25 protein-coding genes are annotated in these 23,977 nt (G+C 49.4%); all 25 read right to left on the bottom strand.

From position 1 onward, the window contains the following. Positions 1-46: 46 nt before the first annotated feature. Positions 47-1,426 carry a type II secretion system protein GspD gene (locus ACQ66Q_RS06650; protein WP_430456071.1) on the bottom strand — a complete coding sequence of 460 codons (1,380 nt, stop codon included), beginning with the start codon at positions 1,424-1,426 and terminating at the stop codon, positions 47-49. After that, complete coding sequence (locus ACQ66Q_RS06655) at positions 1,408-2,142, bottom strand: hypothetical protein (RefSeq protein WP_430456072.1); 735 nt, start codon at positions 2,140-2,142, stop codon at positions 1,408-1,410. Before ACQ66Q_RS06655 ends, ACQ66Q_RS06650 begins: the two co-directional genes overlap by 19 nt. Positions 2,143-2,180: 38 nt before the next feature. Further along, positions 2,181-2,684 (bottom strand): hypothetical protein, encoded by a 504-nt coding sequence (locus ACQ66Q_RS06660; RefSeq protein WP_430456073.1) that lies wholly within the window; start codon positions 2,682-2,684, stop codon positions 2,181-2,183. Continuing rightward, complete coding sequence (locus ACQ66Q_RS06665; protein WP_430456074.1) at positions 2,681-3,220, bottom strand: hypothetical protein; 540 nt, start codon at positions 3,218-3,220, stop codon at positions 2,681-2,683. Before ACQ66Q_RS06665 ends, ACQ66Q_RS06660 begins: the two co-directional genes overlap by 4 nt. Continuing rightward, entirely contained in the window at positions 3,210-4,370 is a 1,161-nt protein-coding gene (locus tag ACQ66Q_RS06670) for a hypothetical protein (protein WP_430456075.1), read from the bottom strand. Before ACQ66Q_RS06670 ends, ACQ66Q_RS06665 begins: the two co-directional genes overlap by 11 nt. Beyond that, positions 4,367-5,254, bottom strand: coding sequence for a general secretion pathway protein GspK (locus ACQ66Q_RS06675; RefSeq protein WP_430456076.1), 888 nt, complete (start codon positions 5,252-5,254; stop codon positions 4,367-4,369). The genes ACQ66Q_RS06670 and ACQ66Q_RS06675 overlap by 4 nt, the downstream gene beginning before the upstream one ends. Next, a complete protein-coding gene (locus ACQ66Q_RS06680) occupies positions 5,251-5,952 on the bottom strand; it encodes a type II secretion system protein (protein ID WP_430456077.1) in 702 nt (233 codons plus the stop codon). Before ACQ66Q_RS06680 ends, ACQ66Q_RS06675 begins: the two co-directional genes overlap by 4 nt. Then, positions 5,952-6,368: a type IV pilus modification PilV family protein gene (locus ACQ66Q_RS06685; protein WP_430456078.1), complete on the bottom strand. Its 417-nt coding sequence runs from the start codon at positions 6,366-6,368 to the stop codon at positions 5,952-5,954. Before ACQ66Q_RS06685 ends, ACQ66Q_RS06680 begins: the two co-directional genes overlap by 1 nt. After that, on the bottom strand, positions 6,365-6,751 hold the full coding sequence (locus ACQ66Q_RS06690; RefSeq protein WP_430456079.1) for a type II secretion system protein: 387 nt from the start codon (positions 6,749-6,751) through the stop codon (positions 6,365-6,367). Before ACQ66Q_RS06690 ends, ACQ66Q_RS06685 begins: the two co-directional genes overlap by 4 nt. Then, positions 6,751-7,953, bottom strand: coding sequence for a type II secretion system F family protein (locus ACQ66Q_RS06695; RefSeq protein WP_430456080.1), 1,203 nt, complete (start codon positions 7,951-7,953; stop codon positions 6,751-6,753). The genes ACQ66Q_RS06690 and ACQ66Q_RS06695 overlap by 1 nt, the downstream gene beginning before the upstream one ends. Further along, positions 7,953-9,620: a GspE/PulE family protein gene (locus ACQ66Q_RS06700; RefSeq protein ID WP_430456081.1), complete on the bottom strand. Its 1,668-nt coding sequence runs from the start codon at positions 9,618-9,620 to the stop codon at positions 7,953-7,955. The genes ACQ66Q_RS06695 and ACQ66Q_RS06700 overlap by 1 nt, the downstream gene beginning before the upstream one ends. Beyond that, complete coding sequence (gspG, locus tag ACQ66Q_RS06705; RefSeq protein WP_430456082.1) at positions 9,620-10,018, bottom strand: type II secretion system major pseudopilin GspG; 399 nt, start codon at positions 10,016-10,018, stop codon at positions 9,620-9,622. Before gspG ends, ACQ66Q_RS06700 begins: the two co-directional genes overlap by 1 nt. Before the next feature lie 51 nt (positions 10,019-10,069). Further along, on the bottom strand, positions 10,070-10,909 hold the full coding sequence (locus tag ACQ66Q_RS06710) for a glycosyltransferase (RefSeq protein ID WP_430456083.1): 840 nt from the start codon (positions 10,907-10,909) through the stop codon (positions 10,070-10,072). A 91-nt stretch (positions 10,910-11,000) separates the two neighbouring features. Further along, positions 11,001-12,158, bottom strand: coding sequence for a glycosyltransferase family 4 protein (locus ACQ66Q_RS06715; protein WP_430456084.1), 1,158 nt, complete (start codon positions 12,156-12,158; stop codon positions 11,001-11,003). Positions 12,159-12,427: 269 nt separating this feature from the next. Further along, positions 12,428-13,438 (bottom strand): MraY family glycosyltransferase, encoded by a 1,011-nt coding sequence (locus ACQ66Q_RS06720; RefSeq protein WP_430456085.1) that lies wholly within the window; start codon positions 13,436-13,438, stop codon positions 12,428-12,430. Further along, positions 13,435-14,397 (bottom strand): NAD-dependent epimerase/dehydratase family protein, encoded by a 963-nt coding sequence (locus ACQ66Q_RS06725; protein ID WP_430456086.1) that lies wholly within the window; start codon positions 14,395-14,397, stop codon positions 13,435-13,437. The genes ACQ66Q_RS06720 and ACQ66Q_RS06725 overlap by 4 nt, the downstream gene beginning before the upstream one ends. Then, on the bottom strand, positions 14,394-15,545 hold the full coding sequence (locus ACQ66Q_RS06730; protein WP_430456087.1) for a glycosyltransferase family 4 protein: 1,152 nt from the start codon (positions 15,543-15,545) through the stop codon (positions 14,394-14,396). The genes ACQ66Q_RS06725 and ACQ66Q_RS06730 overlap by 4 nt, the downstream gene beginning before the upstream one ends. Then, positions 15,545-17,497, bottom strand: a complete 1,953-nt coding sequence (asnB, locus tag ACQ66Q_RS06735) for an asparagine synthase (glutamine-hydrolyzing) (RefSeq protein ID WP_430456088.1) — start codon at positions 17,495-17,497, stop codon at positions 15,545-15,547. Before asnB ends, ACQ66Q_RS06730 begins: the two co-directional genes overlap by 1 nt. A gap of 3 nt (positions 17,498-17,500) precedes the next feature. Further along, positions 17,501-18,625, bottom strand: a complete 1,125-nt coding sequence (locus ACQ66Q_RS06740) for a glycosyltransferase (protein WP_430456089.1) — start codon at positions 18,623-18,625, stop codon at positions 17,501-17,503. Continuing rightward, positions 18,622-19,590 (bottom strand): EpsG family protein, encoded by a 969-nt coding sequence (locus tag ACQ66Q_RS06745; RefSeq protein WP_430456090.1) that lies wholly within the window; start codon positions 19,588-19,590, stop codon positions 18,622-18,624. The genes ACQ66Q_RS06740 and ACQ66Q_RS06745 overlap by 4 nt, the downstream gene beginning before the upstream one ends. Continuing rightward, positions 19,587-20,441, bottom strand: coding sequence for a glycosyltransferase family 2 protein (locus tag ACQ66Q_RS06750; RefSeq protein WP_430456091.1), 855 nt, complete (start codon positions 20,439-20,441; stop codon positions 19,587-19,589). The genes ACQ66Q_RS06745 and ACQ66Q_RS06750 overlap by 4 nt, the downstream gene beginning before the upstream one ends. Positions 20,442-20,466: 25 nt before the next feature. Then, on the bottom strand, positions 20,467-20,994 hold the full coding sequence (locus tag ACQ66Q_RS06755; protein ID WP_430456092.1) for a serine O-acetyltransferase: 528 nt from the start codon (positions 20,992-20,994) through the stop codon (positions 20,467-20,469). A 3-nt stretch (positions 20,995-20,997) separates the two neighbouring features. Beyond that, complete coding sequence (locus tag ACQ66Q_RS06760; protein WP_430456093.1) at positions 20,998-21,894, bottom strand: glycosyltransferase; 897 nt, start codon at positions 21,892-21,894, stop codon at positions 20,998-21,000. Continuing rightward, on the bottom strand, positions 21,891-23,402 hold the full coding sequence (locus tag ACQ66Q_RS06765; protein ID WP_430456094.1) for a lipopolysaccharide biosynthesis protein: 1,512 nt from the start codon (positions 23,400-23,402) through the stop codon (positions 21,891-21,893). The genes ACQ66Q_RS06760 and ACQ66Q_RS06765 overlap by 4 nt, the downstream gene beginning before the upstream one ends. Continuing rightward, positions 23,399-23,977 carry an acyltransferase gene (locus ACQ66Q_RS06770; protein WP_430456095.1) on the bottom strand — a complete coding sequence of 193 codons (579 nt, stop codon included), beginning with the start codon at positions 23,975-23,977 and terminating at the stop codon, positions 23,399-23,401. The genes ACQ66Q_RS06765 and ACQ66Q_RS06770 overlap by 4 nt, the downstream gene beginning before the upstream one ends.

The following is a 23,977-nucleotide window of genomic DNA, read 5'->3' on the forward strand; positions in this document are numbered from 1 at the left end:
AAAAATTTCAGATTTTTTGGCATAAGTCCTTTTATGCGCTTAAAAATTAGTCGTGCAGTTTCAGATATTTCAGACCATTGTCCAGTTTAAGGCGGATTTGCTGCCATTGCTCCGGTTGGTCAATCACTTTAGGGGTGATGAGTAAAATTAATTCGGTTTTACGGGTACTGTCTTTTTCACCCTGAAACAGATTGCCCAACAGTGGTAAATCACCGAGTAACGGTACCTTGGTATTCACCCGATTTTTGCTTTCAGACATCATTCCCGCCAGCATCACAGTCTGACCGCTTTGTGCTAAAACCTCGGTTGTTACCGCGCGGGCTGAGATAATCGGGCTGCCGGCCAGTGTTGAGCCCTCTTCTGTATTCGAGATACTCTGATTGATTTGCAGGACAACCAGACCTTGCGCATTGATCGTGGGTGTCACAGATAGCTCCACACCCGTTTTACGGTATTCCACACTTTGACTTTCGGTTTCAGTGCCTGGGTTAATCGTTGTACCGCTCACCACCGGCACATCGGTGCCCACAGACATCGTTGCAGTCACCCCATCACGCACAACAATACTGGGGCTGGAGAGGACATTCACGTTGGAATTGGACTGTTTTAGCTGCACCAGCAGCGATTCCGCACCGTCGATGTATGATAACCCCAGTCCGCCAAACTTGCTGACGCCAAAAGCATCCTTGGTTCCGGTGCTGAACTTGCCATTTTTAATCGCGAACTCCACACCCATCGCAAGATCGTCCGTTAACGTGACCTCCGCGATGGTCGCTTCCAACAGGATTTGTTTTGGCATCACATCCAGCCGCCGAATCATCGGCAATAGAGTTTGGTACTGGATACCAGAGGTGTAAAAAATAATCGTATTGGAGCGGTCGTCGACCGTCATGGTCATCGCATCAGTGCGCACAGAGACCGCACTTCCGGTCGTTGCAATATTCTGATTCTGCTGTTGTGGCTGGTTATTTTGCTGCTGGCGCTGCTGATTATTGCCAAAAGCACTGGCAGTATCCCTATTTTGATTGCCCTGCCGGTTTGCTGCTGGTGCCGCCGAGCCACCAATTAATGCACTAATAGAGTTACCTAGATCCGCCGCTCGGGCAAACCGTGGATGAAACACATAATACCTTTTCTCAGCACCTTCACTTGGCTGGTCCAACTGTGACGCCCAATAGTTCACCCGGTCGAGATACAGCTGGTCACTGCCAAATACCGCAACAGCACCAATTTGTTCAAGCGGTACCAACACCAGGTTGGTCTTACCGTTATCACCGGCATCGACCGGGATCCCCTCCGCTTTTAACAGCTTTGAGATTTTCCCAATGAACTGTTCCGGGTTGGTATACGTCAGACGAAGGATGCCAACATGTTGGCTTCGGCTCGGTGGTAAGTCCAACAACGAAATTAAATCGAGTGCACGCAAAATTTCCGAACGTTCAGCGGTGATAAACAACACATTTTTTCAAAGTCAGGGACTACTCTGGCATTAATCAAATCGTTTAGCGTTCGCTCCAGACTGATGTTAATACCATATTTGATCGGCACGATTTGCATTACAGGGCCAACCACCTGTGGCACATCGGCAGGCCGGCGGCCGATGCCGATCGTTTGCCCGCCTTTGCCCTCGACTTTTTTCGGCCCAATAAAATAAATCCCATCCTGAGTGGTAATAGACATCTCTTTTGAATCGAGGATTTGTGCCGACAGCTGGTACAATTCGCGACTAGACACACTGCGTTGCAGGTTTAAAGTCACCGGAAGTTCACTGGTACTGATCTCTTCAGCCATGACGTAGTTCAGTTTCAACAATTCACCAAATACCGAGTGAATGAATTCAGGCAAAGGCATATTGTCTGCAGCAAAGTTCAGTGCATCTGATTGGCTTAGGGCCGCAGCGGCTGAATCTGCTGGAAGTCGCGCACCGGTCCCTTGAGACAGCGGCGTTAATGACTGAAAGCCCTTGGCTCTGTCACTGGTGCGCTGAGGGTCCACGTCATCAGAAACCGTTGATTTATAGGCCTCGCCGTTGGCGATCCGCGCGGCTTCTACGTCAAAGACGCGTTCCGGGCTTGCACAAGCATTTAATAATCCTGTCGCGACAAGCAGCGGCAACAAACGGGAGGGAAATTCTTTATTCATAGGTCGTTTCATAGCTTTTTTCATAGTACACCTGATGCTCAGTCCTGACGCGATCCAGGCTTGAATAATTGAATGGTGGTGGTTTCACCGGCAAATTCGATGGAGATCTGATGAGACTCGATGTTACTGATGGTCAATTCATCGATTTGCTCACCTTGCTTCACGCGCAATAACTCGGCTTTACTTTGCTCGGATCGTACCACACGGACAGCGGCCACAAATCCCCGCTCCTGATAAATGGCGAGCAATTTTAATTTCACATCGCCAAACTGACGAGTCTGGTTGTCTTTACTTTGTCTGGCTTCTACAGGTTCCACAGCAGAAAGCGGTTGCTGCAAGGTCGCCGCCAACTCGTCAAATTGAATTTGTTGATACGGTGGAGTCATGACTGTCAGCGCAAGTGGCGCTCTGACCAGATCGCGATTGGTTGCGTCCGACCAAATCATCAATCTGCTGCAAAAATCGGCAACGCACAACAAGGTAACCATCAGTACCGGCCACAAAAACTCTTTACGGGACAAAAATGCTAGTTTTTTTATCATGGTGCTACCCGATAATCCAAGTCGACAACCAATTGCAATTCTATCTCGCTGGATGCTCTGAGCGCATCAGACCAGCCAGCACGTAATTCACGGATCTGAATACCCGGAAAACCTTGTTCCAATTGTGCGTGTACCTTTAATAGATTCGGGTACATTCCTTTTAGACGTAAGTTTATCCGTCCACGCTGCAGGTCAAAGACGTTCAAAGAGCGGTCACTGTTCCATTCAAACAACAACAGTTGGACCTGCGCGCTTTCTAATTGCTGCTGTAATTGCTGCTGAAAACTGATTTTATAATCAGCCGCTGCCGGGACAACTGCCAAACCTTGCATCAATTCATCTGCCACTGCGTCAGCCTGGGCAGCCTGCGATATCACCTGTTCCTTCGCAGTTAACAAAGCTTCTGACCGATCTAAACGCTTCGCTAAAGTCTGTAGCCTGAGGAACTGTTCATCTTGCCATTCCAACCATGGCACGACAACAAACCGCAAAGCCAACAAAAACACAAGCAACCAGATTAGATTTTTATTTTGCATCAGAATCAGCCCCCTGCACTTTGGCTTGCTGATTTAACTGAAGTCGAATCACAAAAGATTCCTTATCACCTTCACGCAAAACAGGGGCTGAAAACTCACTATAAACCACCAGAGGATTGGCTTGCACTAAGGCCAGTAAAGCGGTCGCTCTGCTGGTTTTGCCACGAAGAACCAGAAATTGCTCCTCACTGTTCACACTATTTAATTCCAGGGTTGAATCCTGATTGTTAAGAGTGGACAGCAACAGCCATAAATGCGCCGTAAACTGTTTTTCCTGCCTCATGGCCTGGTATTGATTAAAATCCTCGACTTGTTTCTCATAACGGCTTTGTCTGTCCAATAGCGAATTGACTTCACTGCCAAGTTCAGCAATGGCTTGTTCATGTCGACTGACCGAAAACTGCAGATACAATGACCCAGCACCAAAATAAACAATCAGCGCAGTGACCGCACCGATACCCGCTAACTTCAGTTGCGTTGCGCTCCAGCGAGCGCGGGGTAACTTCCAGAACAGATGAAGGGTGGATGAGAAAACCGAGCGTTTGAAGCCTGAATATAACGCTGAAGGTAATTGGTCAGCGGCAATATCCTGGACCGGCGTCTCACTTGGCAACCCTTGAGAAAGTTTAAAAGTGTCGGCATTTTGCAATACCGGATTGAGTCGTTGCGACAAAGGCAAATCAGAAGATGTCGCGAGAAAGAACGGCAGTTCTGTCTTCACATGATAAATAGCTGGGGTCGATGAGCCGAGCCAAAGCAATAGTGATTCAGGCAGAACCATAACTGCCGATGCCAATGTCTCAGCGATATCTTTTGAAAAAACATAAGTACAAACTCGACGCTGATTGCCATCTGCTGCACTAATGACATGCTTCACCAGTGTTTTGTCGGCGTATTCCTGCCCTAAGACCGCATGAAGCTCTTTCAAAGAGGTTATCGGGTAGGATTTTACAAATTCCTGATAACGATGACGCGCAACGATAACAATTGGTAAGCCACCTTGCTGTTTAGGTTCTTCACGGAGAACTAGAGTCCCATTGCTAAAAACAAACCTATGTAAGGTGTTAGACAAGTAGCCGACTTTATGCTGAAACAGCCAATTTAGTGCAGCGACTGCGGGCTTTAAGTCGTTTTGATTCAACAAGGTCATTGAGAAGTTTCCACCAGCGGCGTTTGGTGCCGCAACTCAAATAATTCGACAGGTACTGGCTGAACAGGGGCGATACGGACCGTTATTTCCCGCGAGAGCTTAACATCGGAGTCATGGGCTGTGAAGCGTATTCTAAACACTGGCCCCACACCAAAACGACTGAACTCATCGATAGCTCGCCCCATTACTCGTTCCATACCACTACTGGACAATTGCAATTGCTCTCTTTGTCTGACTAATTCTTCAAATTGCGTAGCCGGATATTGCAGTCGCCATAGAGCATCAGGTTGTTGATTGACATTAATACCGCGTGTGAAAAATGAAGTCAGAGGTATTAATTGATTATAAAGTTCAGGTGTCATTCCTTGAATCAACTGCAGTTCTTCGATGAACTGAATACCTGAATTGCGGACCTGAATCGTTGGGGGATAGCTATCCTGTTCCGCGCCTTGATCCGACGGTCTGTTATCAGGATCTTGCCAGTCTTTTAACACTGCGACCAATGCATCAGCGCCAGCTTTGTTATTCAGTAGCCGCTCTAATACTTTACGGTCGATGGCTGAAACGTTCATCAACCCCGATGTATCCTGCACATTTACAGACACTGTGCCAAGTTGAAAATCTCTGCCATGAAAATTCCACGCGATACCTTTGCTGGCTGATAGCTCAGGTAGTTTCTGCCACTCTTCAGTCAACAATTGAAACATCACTTCAGATTCTGCTGAGCGGAGCTGAAGTGAGGCGTCAGTGTATTCTTCAGCCGCCTGCGCCATTTTCAAATGTTCCCGCACCTGAAAATTCATCGACAGCATAACTACAGACAAAACCGCACTCAAAATAAGTACCTGAATCAGTGCAATTCCATTGGGTGCCATCTGATTCATATACTTTCATCCGGGTCTGTGCGTTTTAAACCAAGCGCAGTTCGGTTTGGCAGTTGCAACAGAAACTCATTATTGCCCATTTCAATTTTGATTATGTCGGGTTGAAAACCACGAACAATGCCATCGTATTCAGTGAACCAACGCTGGGCAGCTTGCTCGCCGGGGTTCGCGAATTCTGACGACGAATTCATCTTGGTATCAAGGCTTTCCCAACCAAAATAACTAAAGTTAATGGCGTCTGTCGTTTCTAAAATGATCTGACGAAAACTAAAATTCAGTGGTTGATCAGCGTAATTAAGCACCATACCCCGCATGCTTGCTTCCTCGTAGACCAAACGTTGTCCACCATCTTCCTTGTTTTCACGAAAAACCCGAATGACCGCTGGATAACCCGTACTAAAAATAGGGGACGACGTGATTGCGGTAAAGCCCTCTTCCCGCCCCAAGAAATAGAAACCCCAACGATTCACTTCAGTAGCGCTTTTTCGCACGGACAACGGAATGACAGCGTGACAAGCATTCACAAAAAGTGACATATGCCTGAACTCAGAAAATGTTTGTTCGATTTTCGATAAATCTTTTGTCCAGACCCGGGTATATAACTGATAGGCAGTCCCCGCCATCACCAGGACAGTTAGCATGATTGAAACTGCAAGTAGTAACTCAACCAATGTAAAACCACGATGGCGCGGAAGCATTACCAGACCACCTCGGTGTAGCTTTTCTCGATAGTGAGTCCCTGCGACGTCAACTGTAGTTGTACCTGATATAATTTGAATCGTTGCGGAGTTATTTCAAACTGACCGGTATCAGGGTTCATTTGGCGTGGTGCAGCTTTGTGTGCAATTACTTCAGCCTGCCATTGATAACTCAAATCACCGAATTGCCCTGTCCCAGTGGCCACAGAGTCATCTGAAGATTGCTTTAATTTCGTCTGGATCTGCGGCGTAACAAGATTTATGTAGCTTAATAAATGGATACGTCTTTCGGCTTTGGCACTGCTTGCGCGATAAGTTTTGACAGCCAAAGCAGACAAACTCAACACAGTAAACATAATGGTTGCTGCAACCAACACTTCAAGCAGAGTGAATCCTCGCGGCTTAGATAAACTCACTTATCACCCTGTCCAGTTACCGCAATCTCTAAATGGCGTCGACCGGCAACAACGGTCACACTCTCTGAATCCGTATACCCGTGAGGATTAAAAACTAACTGCTGTTTTGGAAAAAACAGGTGATTGTATTCAATTCGCTCATCACGGCCAGCAATCTGACGATTCAACGTTTTACCGTCGAAATACAACACCACGCGCTGATTTTGTAAAAAGGCAACCTTACCGCTGTTATTGATGTACTGTCTTGCTTCAATGTACTCCGCTGATGCATCAGCTCTTTCTACCTGATGCTGTAACATCGGGCCGACCAACGTCAGTACTAAACCCATTAAGCCAAGCACGATGAGTATTTCAACTAGAGTAAAACCAGAGGGGCGAGACATCAGAATCCTACATCCGTTACCGACGTAATACTCATCATCATCACCACCACCACACCGCCGACGATTCCGCCCATCACGATTATCAGGAGGGGTTCCAGTAATGCGGTTACGCGCGTAACCCAGGATGAAAATTCCCGCTGACTGCGTTGCGCAATTTCTGCGAAAATACGCGCTAATTGGCCACTTTCCTCACCCACTTTTAATAGGGAAACCAAAAATTGTGGAAAAAGTCGGGTTTGACGCAGAACTTGGCTGAGTTGCTCGCCTCTCTTCACTTTACCCAATGCAATATTGATCTCTTGCCGGATGTGCGGATGGCGTATATTGCCACATGACAACTCCAAAGCCCGATCCAGAGCTACACCAGCATTAAGCATCATGGCAAGACCACTATTAAAGCGAATCCGCTCTACCAAAATAGTGGCAGAGCGCAGTACAGGTAAATTCAATCGTAAATAATTTCCGGCATTTTGCATCAGAGGTTGTTTACGCAACGACCAACCAGCGAAACCGGCGAAACTGACACCACCAGCCAGCCACCACTGATATTGCGCCAACCAATCAGATAAACCCAATAACATCGCTGTATAAACTGGCAAATCCTGTTGGCCGGCAAAAAGGCTTTTCATATTGGGAACAACATAATTAAAAATAAAGCCGATAGAAACTAAGCAGACAACAAGTATAACCATTGGATAAGTGAGCGCTTGAGAGACCTTTTGCTGTAAATCCCGACGAAATGCGAGGTCTTTACTAAGCTCGCGAAAAACGGCAGGTAGTTTGCCGGTCGCTTCACCTATCGCTATCAGGTTGATATAGAGTGGGTCAAATACATCGGGAAAGGCTTGCAGTGCTTGCGACAACTGCTGGCCTCCACGCAATGAGTTGCCAATTTTATCCAGCATCACCGCAAGTTGTGGTTTTTTACTTGAACTTTTTAGTAAATCAATCCCTCTATCAATCTTTAAACCTGCATCCAACAACACCGACAATTCGGATGTAAGAAACTCGATATCCGCCAGCGAAACATGACCCTGACCTATTCCAAAAGACTTGTCGGCTGGTTTTACTTCTTTCAGAGACGAAATCATCACCGCTTGACGAAGTAGCTGCGCCCGGGCGTCTTCAAGACTGGATGCGTCGAGTTCCCCGGAAACACTGGCACCAGAACTATCGAATCCGCGATAACTATACATAGCCATCAGCCAGCAACCCTCAACACTTCTTCAATAGTGGTCTGACCCAGAATAACCTTTAAAAGACCATCCTGTAGCAAATCTCTGCCGCCCCGGGCCTGGTTCAACTGTTTTGCTTCAGACAGGAAATTTTCGTTTTTTGGTAGCTGTCGAATCGCTTCATCACAACGCAGATACTCAATGATCGCAATTCGCCCCCGATAACCGGTTCCGTTGCAATGCTCACAGCCTTTTGCATTTTTTAGCTGTAAACGACTGCCGTTAAAGCGGTCAGCGATGCCTTGCAGTTCATATCGTTGCCGTATTTCATTTTGCATTTCCTCAGCCATTGGCTCAGCACAATGTAAACACAAATGACGGACCAGACGTTGGGCCACTATTGACACTAAAGCAGCATTGAGCAAAAACTCTTCAACGCCCAAATCTAGGAGCCGGGTATAGGCACTGGCTGCATCATTAGTATGCACTGTAGAGAAAACTAAGTGCCCGGTTAGTGCAGATTGCATTGCAATACGGGCTGTTTCCTTATCCCTGATCTCCCCTAACATGATGATGTCAGGATCCTGACGGACAATACTGCGAAGACCTGCCGCAAAATCGAAACCGATATCAGATTGCACCTGAACCTGATTTATTCCTGGCAGCTGATACTCTACGGGGTCTTCCAGGGTAATAATTTTGACGCCTGGCTGATTCAGGCGATGTAAAAATGTATAGAGACTAGTTGTCTTACCAGAGCCAGTTGGGCCCGTTAGTAAAATGACTCCGGAAGTTGTCTGAATATCTTGCAGAATCTGCTGTTGAACATCTTCAGAAATACCAAGCGCAGCCATGTCGTATTGAATTGCATCTTTGCGCAGAAACCGCATGACGACGCTTTCTCCGTCGTTAAGTGGTAATGCCGAGACACGTATATCAAGATCAGAACCAGCAACGCGCATTTCTATTTTGCCATCCTGCGGACGACGACGCTCCGCAATGTCCATCTCGCTCAAGATCTTTAATCGTGTAACTAGTGGCAGCACCAACCGCTGTGGGATAGATTCAACTTCCTGCAGCACGCCGTCAATTCTGAATCGAATTCTTGCGCCAAGCGCTGATGGCTCAACATGCATGTCAGAAGCACGCATGCGAATCGCACGATTCACCAATGCGTTTAACAAATTAACAGTAGGCGCCTCAGAAGCCAGCTCGCGCAGGCGAGCCTCTTCAACGGAAGTTAATCCAGAAACGCCTTCCGGCACAGATAGCTGTTCAACTTTCAACTTCAGCTGGTTGAAATGCTCGGTTGAACAAACGACAACGGTAAAGTCGTTCTTCAAATCTGATAGGATTTCGAGCGCATCTTTAGCAAGAGGGTTGGTTGTCGCAAACACAACATGGTCGTCAGATACATTAAACGGCACCCAACCGCAAACTAGCAGCGCATTAAGCTGAAATTGCTCTCCCCATTCCGGTGACGGCAGCCAATCCGAAACATCGTGCTCCTGCAGAACCGGCAAGCCGAGAACGCGTGAATATACTGCAGGTAGCATTTCGGAGGAAAGGCTCCCCATACTCACCAGAATGCCTTCAAGTGTGCCATGATATTTTGCTTGAAAGGATCTGGCTTTATCCAGATCTGCCGTTGAGACGTTGAAGTCCCGGCTCAATACAGATTCTAAGAGTGACATCAGAGCACTAAATCCGCGTCGTCCCCTTCACCACCCGATTTACCGTCTTTACCATACGAACGTAAATCAAACGCTTTGCCATCAGGACCTGGAACTACATAAACATAAGGATTTCCCCAAGGATCAAGGGGAACCTCTTTCGGTAAATATGGACCGTCCCAGTTTTTCGCAGCACTTTTAATCAATTCATCAAGACTGGCCGGGTGTTTTCCTACATCAAGCCGATAGGTATCAAGCGCCGTTTCCAGTAATTTTAATTGTGTCTCTGCAGTTTTTATTTTGGATGAATCCACTTTTGAGAACATCTTTGGGGCTACCAGCGATGCCAGCAAACCAAGGATCACCAATACGATCAACAACTCGATTAAAGTAAAACCCAGACTACGTTTCAATTTCATTCAATGCACCTCAAATTGCTAATTTCAAAGACCGCAGGGGCCTGAAAAGATTCAAATATCGTAACCAATTTTTCGCAGCAGATATACCTTCAGAGCGACGAATATCTTCTGTCTGGGAACAAAGCGTAATATTTCAACCAATCCTGGTTTTTCGGTATACAACAACCGGAAAAACTGCTGACTAGCTTTCTGGCTTTCATTCATCAAATGCTGATGTTTTTCATAAAGATATAGGTAGCCTTGCCGCCGCCGATGATCATTTGAGATCCGCGGCAACTCGTGATCAAGCCGAATCAGATAACTGGCACCGGCAATCCGGTAACCACTACCAAAACGCTGCGCCAGACGAATCCAGGTATCATAGTCCTGACAAGCCGTCAGCTGCGGATCAAAGCCACCAATTTCACGCAGATTGAGGGTTCTGGTGAACACCTGATTGCCAGCAATATTAGAAAAAAGCAGATCATTAAGCGTAACGGTTCTGGCACCTGCATTGCTGCTTAGTAAACGCCCCCGCCGCGACTTGATCTGATAGGCTGTACTGATAAACGACGCTTGTGGATGGCTGGCGATGGCTTGTAACAAATTCGCCAGCCGTTGCGGCAGAAACTCGTCATCGTCATCCAGACCGGTAATATAATCGCCCTGCGCCTGCGCTATCGCCAGATTACGGGCCACACAAGCGCCTTGCGACTCCGGCAACTGGAACAGCCGGATCCTGCTATCAAGCGTTGCAATGGCTTGCAATTGTGGCTGAAATTCCGGTGAGGAACCGTCATCCACAATAATCAGCTCAAAATCACCAATCGTTTGTAACAGGCAACTACGTACTGCACGCTCGAGCAGCTCCGGGCGATTTCTGGTCGGAATATAGATTGTTACCAACGGCACGGCATAGTCCTCTGCGCTGGCGCGGACGATGCGCGTCTAATCCAGGCTATGATGGCTAATTGGCAATTGGATAATTCCAAAACGACAGCGCTCAACAACAACTCCGTGGCCGGCTGCCCAGTACTTCCTCATACAGCGCAAGATACTGCTGACTGATACTGGCAATCGAAAACAACTCACTGACGCGGTGGCGACCTGCGACACCAATTTGCTGACACTGCTCCGGTGCCAATTCAGCCATACTCAGCAAAGCATTCGCGAGTCCAGCCTCATCGCCGGCATCGACGAAATGCACCAGATCACCACCAAGCACATTCCAATCGCCAACACGGGTAGCAACACAAGGTAATCCGGCCAACATCGCCTCGCCAAGCGCTACCGGAAAAGCTTCAGTACGGGAAGGCATACAATAAATATCAAATTCAGGAAGCAACGATGGGATATCGTCCCGCTCGCCAAGCATCACCACATGTTGCTGCAAACCTAACTCTGTAATGAGCTGTGTCAGGAAAACATTACTATCGTCTACCTGATTACCGGCCAATACAAAAACTATGTCAGGCCGTTTCTCGATCACTTCGACTGCGGCGCGTAACAGATGATCCTGGCCTTTATCAATATGAAAACGCCCAACACAACCAACAATTAACTTGTTGTCGAACTTCGACCCGGTCAGTAAGCGCCGTGACGTCGTATCCATTTTAGTAACGTTTGGCACATCAAAACCATTGGGCACCACACACATACGGGTGGCATCGTAGCCATAGCGGATATGGTTAACACGGGCTGCATCCGCCACACAGAGAATTTTTGCCGGTACCCACGATGACAGCCATGCACAAATTTTCATCACCACCGCGGTCATCGGACGACCGGCAGGAACCCTTGTGCAATGAATACTCCAGATAATCTGCCGATAGCCCGCAATATAGCCCGCCAGACCACCTAATAAGTCGGCATGATACATCCAGGTTTGTACAATATCAGGCCGCACTTGACGCAATAAGGCCACCAGACGAAACAACACCCGGAAAAAACCAAAAGCACTCTTCATTTCCAAGGTATGCACGGCATACCCCATCTCACGCAGCTGCTGACCGATCTTGCCAAGTTCCATCAACGAAACAATAGTGATCAGTTCTTTAGACGATGATTGTTGATTCAGCAGGCGTTTGAGCATGTACTCAGCGCCACCGACGCCAAGGCTGGTGATAATATGGCAAATTTTAATATTTTCGTTTCTAATCATTATGACCTGTACTCTGAGCACCGACCGCCTTCACGTATTGACGCAACGTCCGAACCTCTGACTCAGAGAATATGCCCTTATTCAATTACCATTGCCTGTTACTGCATAGAGCGGTACAACTGGTATTTATATTCGTTGCATCGGCCAATCCCGTTAACTGCTGTTGTTGTCTGAAGACCGCGTACAGACTTTCATGGCTGCGCACAATACCACAGATTTATTGGCCGACGCAGCCGTTCGATAGACTGATGTTGCTCTTCAGTTACGGTTTATACTTCGGAGCCTGCATCAAACTTCGAAACAATAACACCAAGCGGTACATACGCCAGCAGCACTGCGACCAGACCATCCAACTGGCGATATGCAACCAGAGCAGCCAGCGGTAACAACCAGCACAGATTCAGCAACTGGACGGACAATGTGACTTTCTTATGACTGGACCATCGCCTGCTGGCAATCTGATAAGCGTGAGAGCGATGTGCTTCATATAATTTCTTACCGTTCAGCAGTCGGCGTATCAGCGTGTACGTTGCATCGACAATAAAATAACCGTACAGAATCACCCCGCTCCAGAATAATTGAGGAGCTGCCTGTGTCGCATGCAGCATAATCGCAGCAAGGATCAGGCCTAAAAAACCACTGCCGGCATCGCCCATAAAGATCCTGGCTGGTGGAAAGTTCCAGCACAAAAATCCAGCACTGGCACAAAGCACCAGCAGGGCCAACCAAAGATCAGCTGTCGGCTGCACCAATGAGCTCAGCAAGGCCAGGCCGACACACACAAAAATAGTCTGGGATGCCGCAAGGCCGTCAATCCCATCCATGAAGTTAGTCAGATTAATCATCCACACAACAGCCACCACGGCGGCAAAATGGCCCAACCAACCGAGGTCCGCAGCGGTACCAAAATATTGCAGCGGTGGTAATCCGCCCACAGCCCAGACAACCAGAGCCGCTGCGCTGAAATGCCAGACGAGCCGCCAGCGCGCAGCGATGTGTTGATGATCATCTGCAAAACCGACAGCCGCAATAATTAACGTCGCGATAGCAATTTTCAGTGCCCACAGCCCATCCATGCCAAAATAGCTGACAGCAACAGGTAATGCAGCTAACACACTGAGTACAATCGCAACGCCGCCGCCCCGGGGGGTCGGCACCTGATGAGAACTGCGGGCATTTGGAATGTCCAGTACGTTCCGTTTGAGCGCATAGCTACGCAATAAAGCAGTCAGTACAAAAGCAATGGCAAACACCATCACTAGAAAGAAGAATTCAGTCAATGTCTGTCCTCAGCTACCGGAACACTGGCCTCAGAGCTGACGGCTTGAGCCAGCCCTTCCATCACAGTGAGCGGTGGTTGCCACTGCAAAAGTTCAGTCGTATGGCGTTGCTCAATTTGCAATGAGTCTAATAATTTTTGTTGTATTGCAGTCGCGCCTAAATACTGGCAGCACCAGCGCAGCCAACGAACCGGGACAGGCAGCAGCCAGGCCGGTCGGCCAAGCAAACGCCGCACTGTGAGCAGCAATTGAGTTGTCGAGATATCCTGGCCGTCACAGACCAAAAATGTCTGACCTGCCGCGTTCAAATGCACGGCACAGCGACCAAGAAAGTCGGCCAGATTCTGTACACTGACAAAACTGCGCTGGTTATGCACAGCCCCCAGCGGCAATGGCAACGGCAGCTTCGCTAGGCGCAATAATCGCCCAAAGTTACCAGGGGCATTGGGTCCATAGACCAGAGGGGGGCGCACGATCACCAGCTCCAGGCCGTATTGTTGACTTAAAGCGGTCAGTGCTTGCTCTGCTTGCCATTTTGACCTGGCATAAAGTTCAACAGGAGCCGGTTGATCCTGGCAGCTAAAAGGCGTTGTTCTGGCAGGCCCCATCACACCAATAGAACTGACAAATACCAGTCTTTTTACCTGACAGGACACCGCAATTTTGGCCAGTCGCAAGGGGAAGTCGACATTGGCTTGCTGAAATAATGTAGCCGGGTCGCCACGATCTTCTTTCATCACATGGGCACGTCCCGCCAGATGGATCATTACATCCACACCTTGCAGCAAAATAGCCCACTGATTGTCATCGCTAAAATCGTTCAGGTACTGCGTAGCCGTCCCAGCAATCTTCAGGCCCGGGTGACGCACCGGCAATACCAGCTGATGGCCTTGCGATTGGAGTAACGGGACTAAGTGACGACCAATAAAACCATTGGCACCGGTCAGCAGAATTTTCATCGGCGTCCCCCCGCTGTAGCGTCAAGATGCAGCCGCTGATAGACATCATTCGTTTGCTGCAGCATTCTTTGGAAGGTAAAGTCCTGCTCAAATTTTTGCCGGCCCGCCTGACCAAATTGACTGACCAGTTGCGGCTCATCTAACAAACGCTGTAAGGCATGACTGACGTCTTCTGGCCGGTTTTTTACCAATATTCCCGTCACGCTATTCTGAACAGCCTCTTTCACACCACCAACATCAGATGCAACTACGGCAAGTCCGGCCCGCATCGCTTCCAGAATAGTCAAAGGCAAACCTTCCCAACGCGACAGCAATACAAAAATACTGGCTCTGGCCAATTGTTCGGATACATCATTGCGCGCACCGGCAAATTCTACCCGCTCCAACAAACCTGCAGCACGGGCTTTTTGTTCCGCAGCGGCGAATAACGGGCCATCACCGATGCACTGCAACTGCCAGTCACCGCTCAGCCGGCTGACTGCATCCAACAGTAACATGTGGTCTTTAGGCTGCTCGAAGCGAGCGACCATCACCATCCGCCGGGGTTCATGCACGGACACAGCAACTGCCGGCAATTCCGGAATACCGTTATGAATGGTCCGCAATAATTGTGCAGTACCGACCCCCAAAGATAAGGCTCGCTGCCGGTCATATTCCGACACGGTAATAATTTGCGAGGTCAAAGGAGCAACCAATCGTTCAAGAATCCGATACAACAAACTCACAGCCAGCCCAACCCCTTCCGTAAAGGCCCAGCCATGTGCAGTAAAGATTACCGGAATATTCAAGCCAACAGCGGCAAACCGGCCAACCAGACCCGCTTTGGAAGAATGCAGATGGATCAAATCGGGTTGCAGGCGCCGGAACCAGCTACGCAGTTCAGACCAACAGGCAACGTCTTTGAACAGACTGATTGGCCTGACCAAATATTTTAACGCAATAATGTTGAGCCCCATCGCCTGTGCACGCTGATTGACCAGACCATCGCCGCCAACCAGAATCGTCACCCGGTGTCCCTGCTGCTGCATGCCGGCGGCCAGATCCAGTAAATGCACACTGGCACCGCCCATCACATCAGACCGTGTAATCACATAACAAATATGCAAAGGTTCGCCGCAGCCGGTTGTCTGAACTGATTCAATCGGCATCAATATTTTACTCCGGGTCTGTCCGCCAGCCAGGCTTGTAACATCAGAACATTCCACAACGTCGAAGCATGATTGCGTTGTCCGCTCAGATGCTGCGACCACATAGCTCTGATCACCTGAGGATTGAGCACGCCCTGTTCGGTCAAATAGGCTTCCGCCAGCAGTGATTCTGCCCAGTCCCGCAATGGGCCTCTAAGCCAACTGGCCATCGGCACGGCAAAACCACGTTTTGGCCGTTCGATCAGGTTGGCCGGAACATAACGGTACAGCACCTGACGCAAGCACCATTTGCTTTGGCCCTGCTGAGTTTTATATTGATCAGGCAATGTCGCGGCAAATTCCACCACCCGATGATCTAATAGAGGAATACGGCCTTCCAGCGACACGGCCATCGCAGCACGGTCCACTTTGACCAGAATATCGTCTGGCAAATAACTGCACAAATCCAGATAAGCCAGGTGGCTCTGTCCGGCCGAACCGGGCAACCACATTTCCCGGCTGAGCAGTGCTGATGTCATCACCTGCCCATTGGCCAGCAATTTTTCCGGCGTGGCATGGTGAGAAATCAACTGTACATATTGCTGCTGCAACTCAGGCTGTTGCAGCAGTTCGGCCATTCGGTAAATTTTGTCAACCGTTTCAGGTCGCTGCAATGACGCTGGTAGCAGCGGCGTCAATAAGGAAAAAGCGCCGGCGGTTAAAGCGGTTGGCAACGCCGCCAGTGATCGGCCGGCGAGCTTACGTAAACCTGCGGGAATCGGCGCCAGCCGCTGATGTAATCGAGTGGCAATTTGGTAGCGCTCATAACCATTAAATAGCTCATCTCCGGCATCACCGGACAGAACAACAGTAACTTGTTGGCGGGCTAACGCAGTAACCAGTGCAGTCGGTAACTGTGAGGAATCGGCAAAAGGTTCATCGTAAACCTGCGACATCTTCGGTACTGCTGCCAGCGCATCCTGACCTCCCATATACCATTCGGTATGATCGGTCCCCAAATGTGCAGCAACCTGGGCCGCAAACTGCGCTTCGTTATAGGCCGGATCATCAAAGCCGATTGAGAAGGTTTTAACCTGCCGCGAGGATTGCGCCTGCATCAACGCGACGATAGTACTGGAATCGACACCGCCGGATAAAAATGCGCCTAGCGGCACATCGGCCACCATTTGCAAACTGATAGCGTCGCGCATTAAAAGATCAAGCGCCTCAACACTTTGCTCAGCACTTATTGCCTGCTTCGGCTGACGGTGCAGCGTAGCAAGATCCCAGTATAATTCAGAGCTACTATGACCCGATGCTAAGTCCAGCACCCACAAAGTCGCTGGCGCCAGCTTGGCTATGCCCTGATAAACCGAATGCGGCGCGGGTATATAGTTATGGCGAAAATACAGGACTAATGCCGCCCGATCCAACTGGTGCAAAAAGGCAGGATGCTGTTCCAGCGCTTTTAGCTCTGAGGCAAATAGTAATGTGCCTTGCTGCCAGCCAAAATAAAGTGGCTTCTCCCCCATCCGATCCCGAGCCAGATACAGCTGCTGCAGTTCCTGGTCGAACAGCACCAAAGCAAACATGCCAATGCAACGCTGTAATGTCGCTTTGACACCCCAGCTTTCAAAACCAGCCAGCAAAGTTTCAGTGTCGGAATGTCCACGCCATTGATAGTGGAAGCCTTCTTCTGCCAATGCGGCGCGAAGCCGGAGATGGTTATAGACCTCTCCGTTGTAGACCAGTACATAACGACCGCTTGGAGATAGCATCGGCTGATGTCCGGCGGCCGACAGATCCACGATAGCAAGACGGCGGTGTGCCAACCCGACACCAGACGCTGGTTGCCACCAAAGCCCCGCATCATCAGGACCTCTGTGCGCTATCGCATCGGTCATCTGCTGCAGGATGGTTTCAGATGAATGCGGCCACTGCTGACGAGAGAAAAAACCGGCAAATCCACACAAAGGTCAGGACTCCAACAACGCTTGATAAAATTGTTCATATTGATGTCTGACCGCCTGGATAGAGCAATATCTCTCTATCCGCAAACGCGCGCAAAGCGCTGTCTGCTGTTTTTGCTCGGCGGTCTCGCAGATCAGTCGATCCATACCTGCAACCAGCGCAGCAATATCGGCCGGTTCAACCACCAAAACTGTATCTTCCACCAGACGGCTGACATCACCCACATTCGTCGCGATTGCAGGTACGCCTGCCGCCATCGCTTCGGCCAACACATTTGGAAAACCTTCAGTTCTGGATGGCAGACAAAACAGATCGAGCCCAGCCAGACAGGCCGGAATGTCGGCACGTTCGCCGAGCAACAACAGATGATCCGCTAAACCTAATGACTTGATCTGAGTAACTAACTGTAGATTTTTTGTCTCGCAGTCGCGCCCAATCATAACAAATCTGACAGTCGAATGCCGCTGCAATAATGCTGCGGCAGCCTGAATGAACAGATCCTGACCTTTATCGGGGTGAAAACGGCCAACGCAGCCGATCAGTACATGTCCGGCAGACCAGCCTGCCAGCTGACGCAGATCAACCGGATGGCTCGTCGCCTGATCAAAAGCCGTTAAGTCCAGACCGTTGCCAATGACATGCATACGACCTGGCTCATAACCATAGGCGATATGGCTATGACGTGCTGATTCTGCCACGCAGAGTATTTTGCTGGGAATATAATCTGACAACCGGGCGCACAACTGCATGATCCGGTGTGTCCATGGCCGGCCTATCGGTGTGTAAGTGCCGCGGATCCCCCAAACGATATGCTGGCACCCTGCCAGCTTTGCTGCGAGTCCACCCAACAAATCAGCATGATACATCCAGGTCTGTACCAGATCAGGTTGCAAGTGGCGCAATAAACGCATCAAACGAAACAGCGCCATGATCCCGGCGCCGCCTGCAGACATCTGCATGGCATAGACATCCACCCCTTGCTGCTGCAACTGTTGCCCGAGAGGACCGATATCTTTAAGAGAAATGACAACTTGATCTTTGCCAGGCTCCGGAGCTGCAAGCAATAACCGCGTCAGCATCGTCTCCGCACCGCCAACATCCAGACAAGTAATAATATGAACAACTTTCATCGATACACCTCGGCGGGTAATGTCTGCCGGGGAAACAAAAAGCTCACAAAATTCATCATGACCAATGGCACCAGAACCCACGAAAACAACATCACCCGATCATAATAGGGGAAGCCGCTGAACAACAGACCAGCAGAATTGGCTACAAAGAAAATTTTCAACATTTCAAACATCATCTGGTTCTTGCAGACGTAGTAATAATAGGGGCGAAGCAGCAGAAACAGGAAAGGCACTACCGACAAAATCAGAAATAACGGCTTAAAACCAGTTACATAGTTATCTTCAACCATACTGAAAGCACGGACTGCCCCAGCCAGATCTGCAGGCAGGAAATTAACAAAAGCTAGCGGGATGTTGCAGACATACAACACCACGGTGATACACCAGAACAGGACCAGCAGCTTCAGGCTGGAAATAAATCGATTGATCAGCAACACCGGAACATAAAACAGCATGGACAGGTGAAATAGTGAAGCCAATGCCACTTTTGCCGCTGACAGTACAAACAGATGCGAACGAAAAAAGAACGCAGAGACAAATAAGAATGCAAAACCCAGCCCCTGTCGCAAAACAAGCGAACTGAGAGATTGGTACATCGGATAAAAAAACAGCAGTAAAAAAACTATAAATACTAACCACTTCACATCACACAACGAGTAAAAAGTTTTTATCAACGATGCATAAAACAAAAAGAAACATGCCGTGACAAACAGCTCAAAATTCAGCCATTGGGTAAAGAAGTACATCAGGTAATAGAAGCCAAAGTCAGTATTGTGGGTCACAGCACCGAACTTGATCATGTTATTGAACTGTATCTGGTAAATGCCAAGGTCACTCAGCCCAAGATTACCGAGGTTTGCTGACAGATCCAGATAAAAAAATATCGTCTGAATCACCACAACCACCAGCATCAATAAAGAGATCAGGCTGACGGTCAGTGGAGCTGTTTGTCGATAGCTGTTCATCGCACCAGATGCCGTTGCAGGAATTGCTGAAGACTCCAGAAACTGTAATATCCAATCCGTAGACACCACCCCGCTAGGGTCGCCACAGTCGCAAATTTCCAGTAGCGCAATAATCGCAGATTGTGCCGAACCAGATAAGGCGAGCGTTTACGCAAACCAGTTGGAGAACTGAGCCGATTTTCCGCGCTGTCCTGATACTCTCTGACAATCAGCTCAGACAGGAAAATAGTCTGGCCGCTGTTGAGCATGGCAAGGTAACTGAGGCCTTCACTGCCGCGTAACTCAGCCGGGTAAGGATGGCGCAAAATTGAACTTCGCTTCACAACCGGCAGGCATTCACCAGGCGTGCCGTTATTGATCATTTGTCGGATCGTCAACAGCTGTGCGGTCATCGGGCGGCCGATCAGCTCAGCTTTTAGCTGGTCCTGACATCGGAAAAACAACACTGCACAATCCTGATGCTGACGGATCTGCATCAGCATCTGCTGTACAGCGCCGGCAACAAACCAATCATCGGAATCCATAAAAATGATCCAGTCGCCTGAAGCCGCCGCCGCACCAGCATTTTTTGCCGCACTAACACCACCATTTTTCTGCAAAGTGATCAGCTTTAACTGACCAGAACTGATGAAATCAGCATATTGCGTTTCGATTTCCAGTACCGAATGATCAGTGGAACCGTCATCAACCACCACTAACTCTGTCGCGATTCCAGACTGCACCAGTTGCAGGCTGCTACGCAGCGATGTGTGCATCACATCCTGACGGTTGTACACCGGCGTGACCACTGACAGCGTCAGTGGTGCCGCCACTGCAGTCGCGGCTACCATATTTATTGTGTGATCAGTCATTGAATAAAGCCGTCCAGAACCAGTTTTATGAAGAGACATGCAGAATATTTTTGGCCGGTACACCCGCCCACACTTCACCCGCAGGGACATCTTTTAACACCACACTATTGGCACCGATTTTGGCATAGGCACCAATCCGGATCTGGCCAAGCAGTTTGGCTCCGGTACCAACAATCACTCCTTCTTCGAGCACAGGTTGCGCAATCAGGGTTGACTCCGTGTCTTTATTTCCCATAGTCACACCATTAAATATCTTGCAATTTGGTCCGATGACCACACCGCTGCCAATCACAATGTCGTGGCCATGCATGATATTCACACCGCCGGCTATCGACGCCGCACACGAAATATCACTGGCAAATACCAGCCGGATGAAATACTCCACCAGATGCTGCAAAATGCGGCCAATCAACGGCACACGGCGGCATGCGCTGCCTAACCGAATAAAAAATACCAGATGAAAGCTGTGATTTAACAATGCAATTTTTAACCGGGCGCTGACACTGCCACCATTACTTTGTGCCCACAGGTCCTGTTTTAATTCACGCCACATAGCTCAGTTCCGTTCCGGGTTTCTCAGGGTTTTCAGCTGTTTCACTGCCTTGAATGCATGCAGGCAGACCGCTGGGTGGAAGGTGGCGATAAACGTAGCCAGCCCACTTTTCCAGCTTTGCCGACGATTTTTCAGATCTGCCAGAAATAGAAACAAGGCTGCAGTATTCACCTGTGCGCGTTCATGCGGGAAACGTTTGGCGAAATAGCGGAAGTTCTGATGCAATGCATAACGGGTCGACAGGCCCTGACTTGCAATACCGATACCGGCGCGATATACCGAATAGCAGGTATTGCTGACATAGGTAGCATAACCGTCCGCTGTCTGCTCAACCGTTTCAAAATAATCCAGGACCGGAATATCCGGATACGGATATGGTCGGGCCGGCCGGCGGTACATTTTTGACGAGTTCGTCCCGATCGAGATCATCCGCAATACATCTGCCCGGCGAAAGCCATGTTCAGGCACAAAGTCAGGTGTAATGTTGTCTTCCACCAATTCATCCGGCGCGTATTCCACTAAAGTGCGGGTAAACACCACATTGCAGTCGGGATGGCGATCAAGATAATCGGCTTGCACCTGCAACTTCCCTGGCAACCAATAATCGTCGCCATCACAGTGGCAGACATATGGCGCCGACGCCTGCTGATGAACATCTTTGAAATTCTGATACGCGCCCAGGTTTTTTGACCGTTGCAGCAAGATGACCTGCTGCGGATAACGCGACTGGTACTCAGCGAGGATCGCCGGAGTCCGGTCAGTAGAGCAATCATCGGCCACCAGCAGATTAAAGACGAAATCCGTCTGCTGACTTAAGATACTATCCAGACACTGCCGGATAAAATCCTGCTGATTGTAGGTCACCACACACACATTCACTTTTATCAATTCATTACTCACGACAATCCACGACTACTGTCACCGCGCCATATGCTCAGCACAGCATCTCGCATCCAACGGCATCCTGCAACCGATACCAGCATAACCGAGGCACCAACTGCGCAGCATAACAGCAAATTCAGCCAACGACTGGCATGCACATCAAGCCAAAACGACCAGAACAACGCCAGAGCCATTGCCGGCACCAACACTGGTAATAAGTCAGCAACAAGCCAGCGCCGGTGTATGCCCGGCAGTAACTTATGGTGGCTGTATGCCACCCATCCCAGAAAATACAACGCATGTACCGCGGCCCAGCACCAGGCTGCCCCCTGAATTCCAGCTATTTTCACGGCAAGCAACATCGCCGGCACCAGCACCAGTAGCAATAGCAAATGACCGTAAACATGATACCGGGTCATCCCACAGGCATATTGCAGATAATATGGGAATACATTCAGGCTGAGAAAAAAATTGCCGAGAATATACCAGCGCAGCACATTGGCACTGTCCGCCGCCAGCTGCGCATCGCCGGTCCAACTCGCCAGCAGCGGCTCTGCGCTGGCCATGATGCTAAAACAAACTGAACCGGCCACCACCGCAACCAGTTGGGATGCTTTGCGATACGTCTGGACAAAAGCTTCATTGTTTTTTTCAGCAAACAAATTGGTCAGGCGCGGCATCAGGGCGGCGCCCACCGGTCCGGTAACCACTAACAGGCCACTCGCGACGGTGATCGCAAGGTTAAACAGGCCAAAATCTGCCAATGTCACCAAACCGCTGATCAACAACTTGTCCAGCTGCGTAACAATCACCCAAATTACGGAGGTGCCGGCCACGCCGAATGCAAACCGGCCTATGGCTAGCAGCGGGCGTAAACTCCAACCGACGCCAGCAATGTTGGCTGGTAACAGGCTGCGTGATTTGCCATAGAGCAACAATACCTCAAGCACGGACAGCAACAACTGGTACCAGAAAAATACCAAAATGGTATAACCGAACCATTCAAATACCAGAAATACACAGACAAAACGGAACGTCGCGATCAGGCTGTTGAAACCATTTAACCAGACCAGTCGCTCTGCACCCGAAATCACACCGCGAAAAATGCCGCTAAACCACCGCATTGCCACTACCGCAGCAATTACCTGTAACGCATATTGTGCCTCTACCACAGCCATTTGCTCAGTATGCAGCCAGCTATTCGCCAGCCAGCCGGCACTTGCAAATAACAATGTGCCACCAAGTAGTGCGATCAGCAAAAATGCTATCAGTACTGCACGGTAACGCTGCAAAAATACTTTCGCCGGCAAAGCGCCGGAGCTGAAACAGGATGTTTCACGGGCAATCGTCTGGCTGAGGCCTAAATCCAGCAACAAAAACACGGTCTGAAGCGACGAAAACAATCCAATCAGACCATAACTTTCCCGGCCCAACAGCGTCAGAAACAACGGCAACATCAGAATACCGATCAAGGCGACATATAGCTGACCGGCGTAACCGGCGATCAGATTGCGTTTGAGCGTCATGGTTTGATATCAGGGGTTTGCGACAAAAAGGCTTGCTCTGTTGCCAGCAATTGTTGCGACCGGGCTTTACGCCATACTGCCGGCACTCCGGCATAGATCCCAAATGGCGCACAATCCTTGTTGACCAAGCTCAGCGCACCAATGGCGGCCCCTTCCGCCAAAGTGACCCCTGGCAATACCACAGTACCGGCACCGATAATAACGTGACGACCAATCAGCACCGGCGCATGCTGCACTGCTTTGTATGCGTCAGGAACCATCGGATTGGTCATAGTCTCGCCCGAGTAATCGTCGCTGGAGCTGTATACAGAAACACGGGACGAGATATTGGCAAAATCATCGATACGGATGCTTCCCGCACCGATCAAGCTGGAATACACCGCAATGTGAATATAATTACCGATAGAGATGCCACCTTCACCAGCCGACAACACGGCAAAATCGTCAATGCGGACATGATGACCGAGCCGGATCCTGCTGCAGCCATAAAAACTGGCTTTATCCGAGATAAACACAGGATCGCCAACCTCAGCAAATCCCATCTCCAGTAGTTGTTGTCGGGATAACAATGCCAT

It is taken from the genome of Rheinheimera sp. (assembly GCF_965283995.1).
Taxonomy (GTDB): Bacteria; Pseudomonadota; Gammaproteobacteria; order Enterobacterales; family Alteromonadaceae; genus Pararheinheimera.

Excerpts from the sequence above, each read along its gene's own strand:
- ACQ66Q_RS06655 (WP_430456072.1), bottom strand. The coding sequence starts at position 2,142 with ATGAATAAAGAATTTCCCTCCCGTTTGTTGCCGCTGCTTGTCGCGACA.
- ACQ66Q_RS06660 (WP_430456073.1), bottom strand. The coding sequence starts at position 2,684 with ATGATAAAAAAACTAGCATTTTTGTCCCGTAAAGAGTTTTTGTGGCCG.
- ACQ66Q_RS06665 (WP_430456074.1), bottom strand. The coding sequence starts at position 3,220 with ATGCAAAATAAAAATCTAATCTGGTTGCTTGTGTTTTTGTTGGCTTTG.
- ACQ66Q_RS06670 (WP_430456075.1), bottom strand. The coding sequence starts at position 4,370 with ATGACCTTGTTGAATCAAAACGACTTAAAGCCCGCAGTCGCTGCACTA.
- ACQ66Q_RS06675 (WP_430456076.1), bottom strand. The coding sequence starts at position 5,254 with ATGAATCAGATGGCACCCAATGGAATTGCACTGATTCAGGTACTTATT.
- ACQ66Q_RS06680 (WP_430456077.1), bottom strand. The coding sequence starts at position 5,952 with ATGCTTCCGCGCCATCGTGGTTTTACATTGGTTGAGTTACTACTTGCA.
- ACQ66Q_RS06690 (WP_430456079.1), bottom strand. The coding sequence starts at position 6,751 with ATGTCTCGCCCCTCTGGTTTTACTCTAGTTGAAATACTCATCGTGCTT.
- ACQ66Q_RS06695 (WP_430456080.1), bottom strand. The coding sequence starts at position 7,953 with ATGGCTATGTATAGTTATCGCGGATTCGATAGTTCTGGTGCCAGTGTT.
- ACQ66Q_RS06700 (WP_430456081.1), bottom strand. The coding sequence starts at position 9,620 with ATGTCACTCTTAGAATCTGTATTGAGCCGGGACTTCAACGTCTCAACG.
- gspG (WP_430456082.1), bottom strand. The coding sequence starts at position 10,018 with ATGAAATTGAAACGTAGTCTGGGTTTTACTTTAATCGAGTTGTTGATC.
- ACQ66Q_RS06715 (WP_430456084.1), bottom strand. The coding sequence starts at position 12,158 with ATGATTAGAAACGAAAATATTAAAATTTGCCATATTATCACCAGCCTT.
- ACQ66Q_RS06725 (WP_430456086.1), bottom strand. The coding sequence starts at position 14,397 with ATGAAAATTCTGCTGACCGGTGCCAATGGTTTTATTGGTCGTCACTTA.
- ACQ66Q_RS06730 (WP_430456087.1), bottom strand. The coding sequence starts at position 15,545 with ATGCCGATTGAATCAGTTCAGACAACCGGCTGCGGCGAACCTTTGCAT.
- ACQ66Q_RS06740 (WP_430456089.1), bottom strand. The coding sequence starts at position 18,625 with ATGAAAGTTGTTCATATTATTACTTGTCTGGATGTTGGCGGTGCGGAG.
- ACQ66Q_RS06745 (WP_430456090.1), bottom strand. The coding sequence starts at position 19,590 with ATGAACAGCTATCGACAAACAGCTCCACTGACCGTCAGCCTGATCTCT.
- ACQ66Q_RS06750 (WP_430456091.1), bottom strand. The coding sequence starts at position 20,441 with ATGACTGATCACACAATAAATATGGTAGCCGCGACTGCAGTGGCGGCA.
- ACQ66Q_RS06755 (WP_430456092.1), bottom strand. The coding sequence starts at position 20,994 with ATGTGGCGTGAATTAAAACAGGACCTGTGGGCACAAAGTAATGGTGGC.
- ACQ66Q_RS06765 (WP_430456094.1), bottom strand. The coding sequence starts at position 23,402 with ATGACGCTCAAACGCAATCTGATCGCCGGTTACGCCGGTCAGCTATAT.
- ACQ66Q_RS06770 (WP_430456095.1), bottom strand. The coding sequence starts at position 23,977 with ATGGCATTGTTATCCCGACAACAACTACTGGAGATGGGATTTGCTGAG.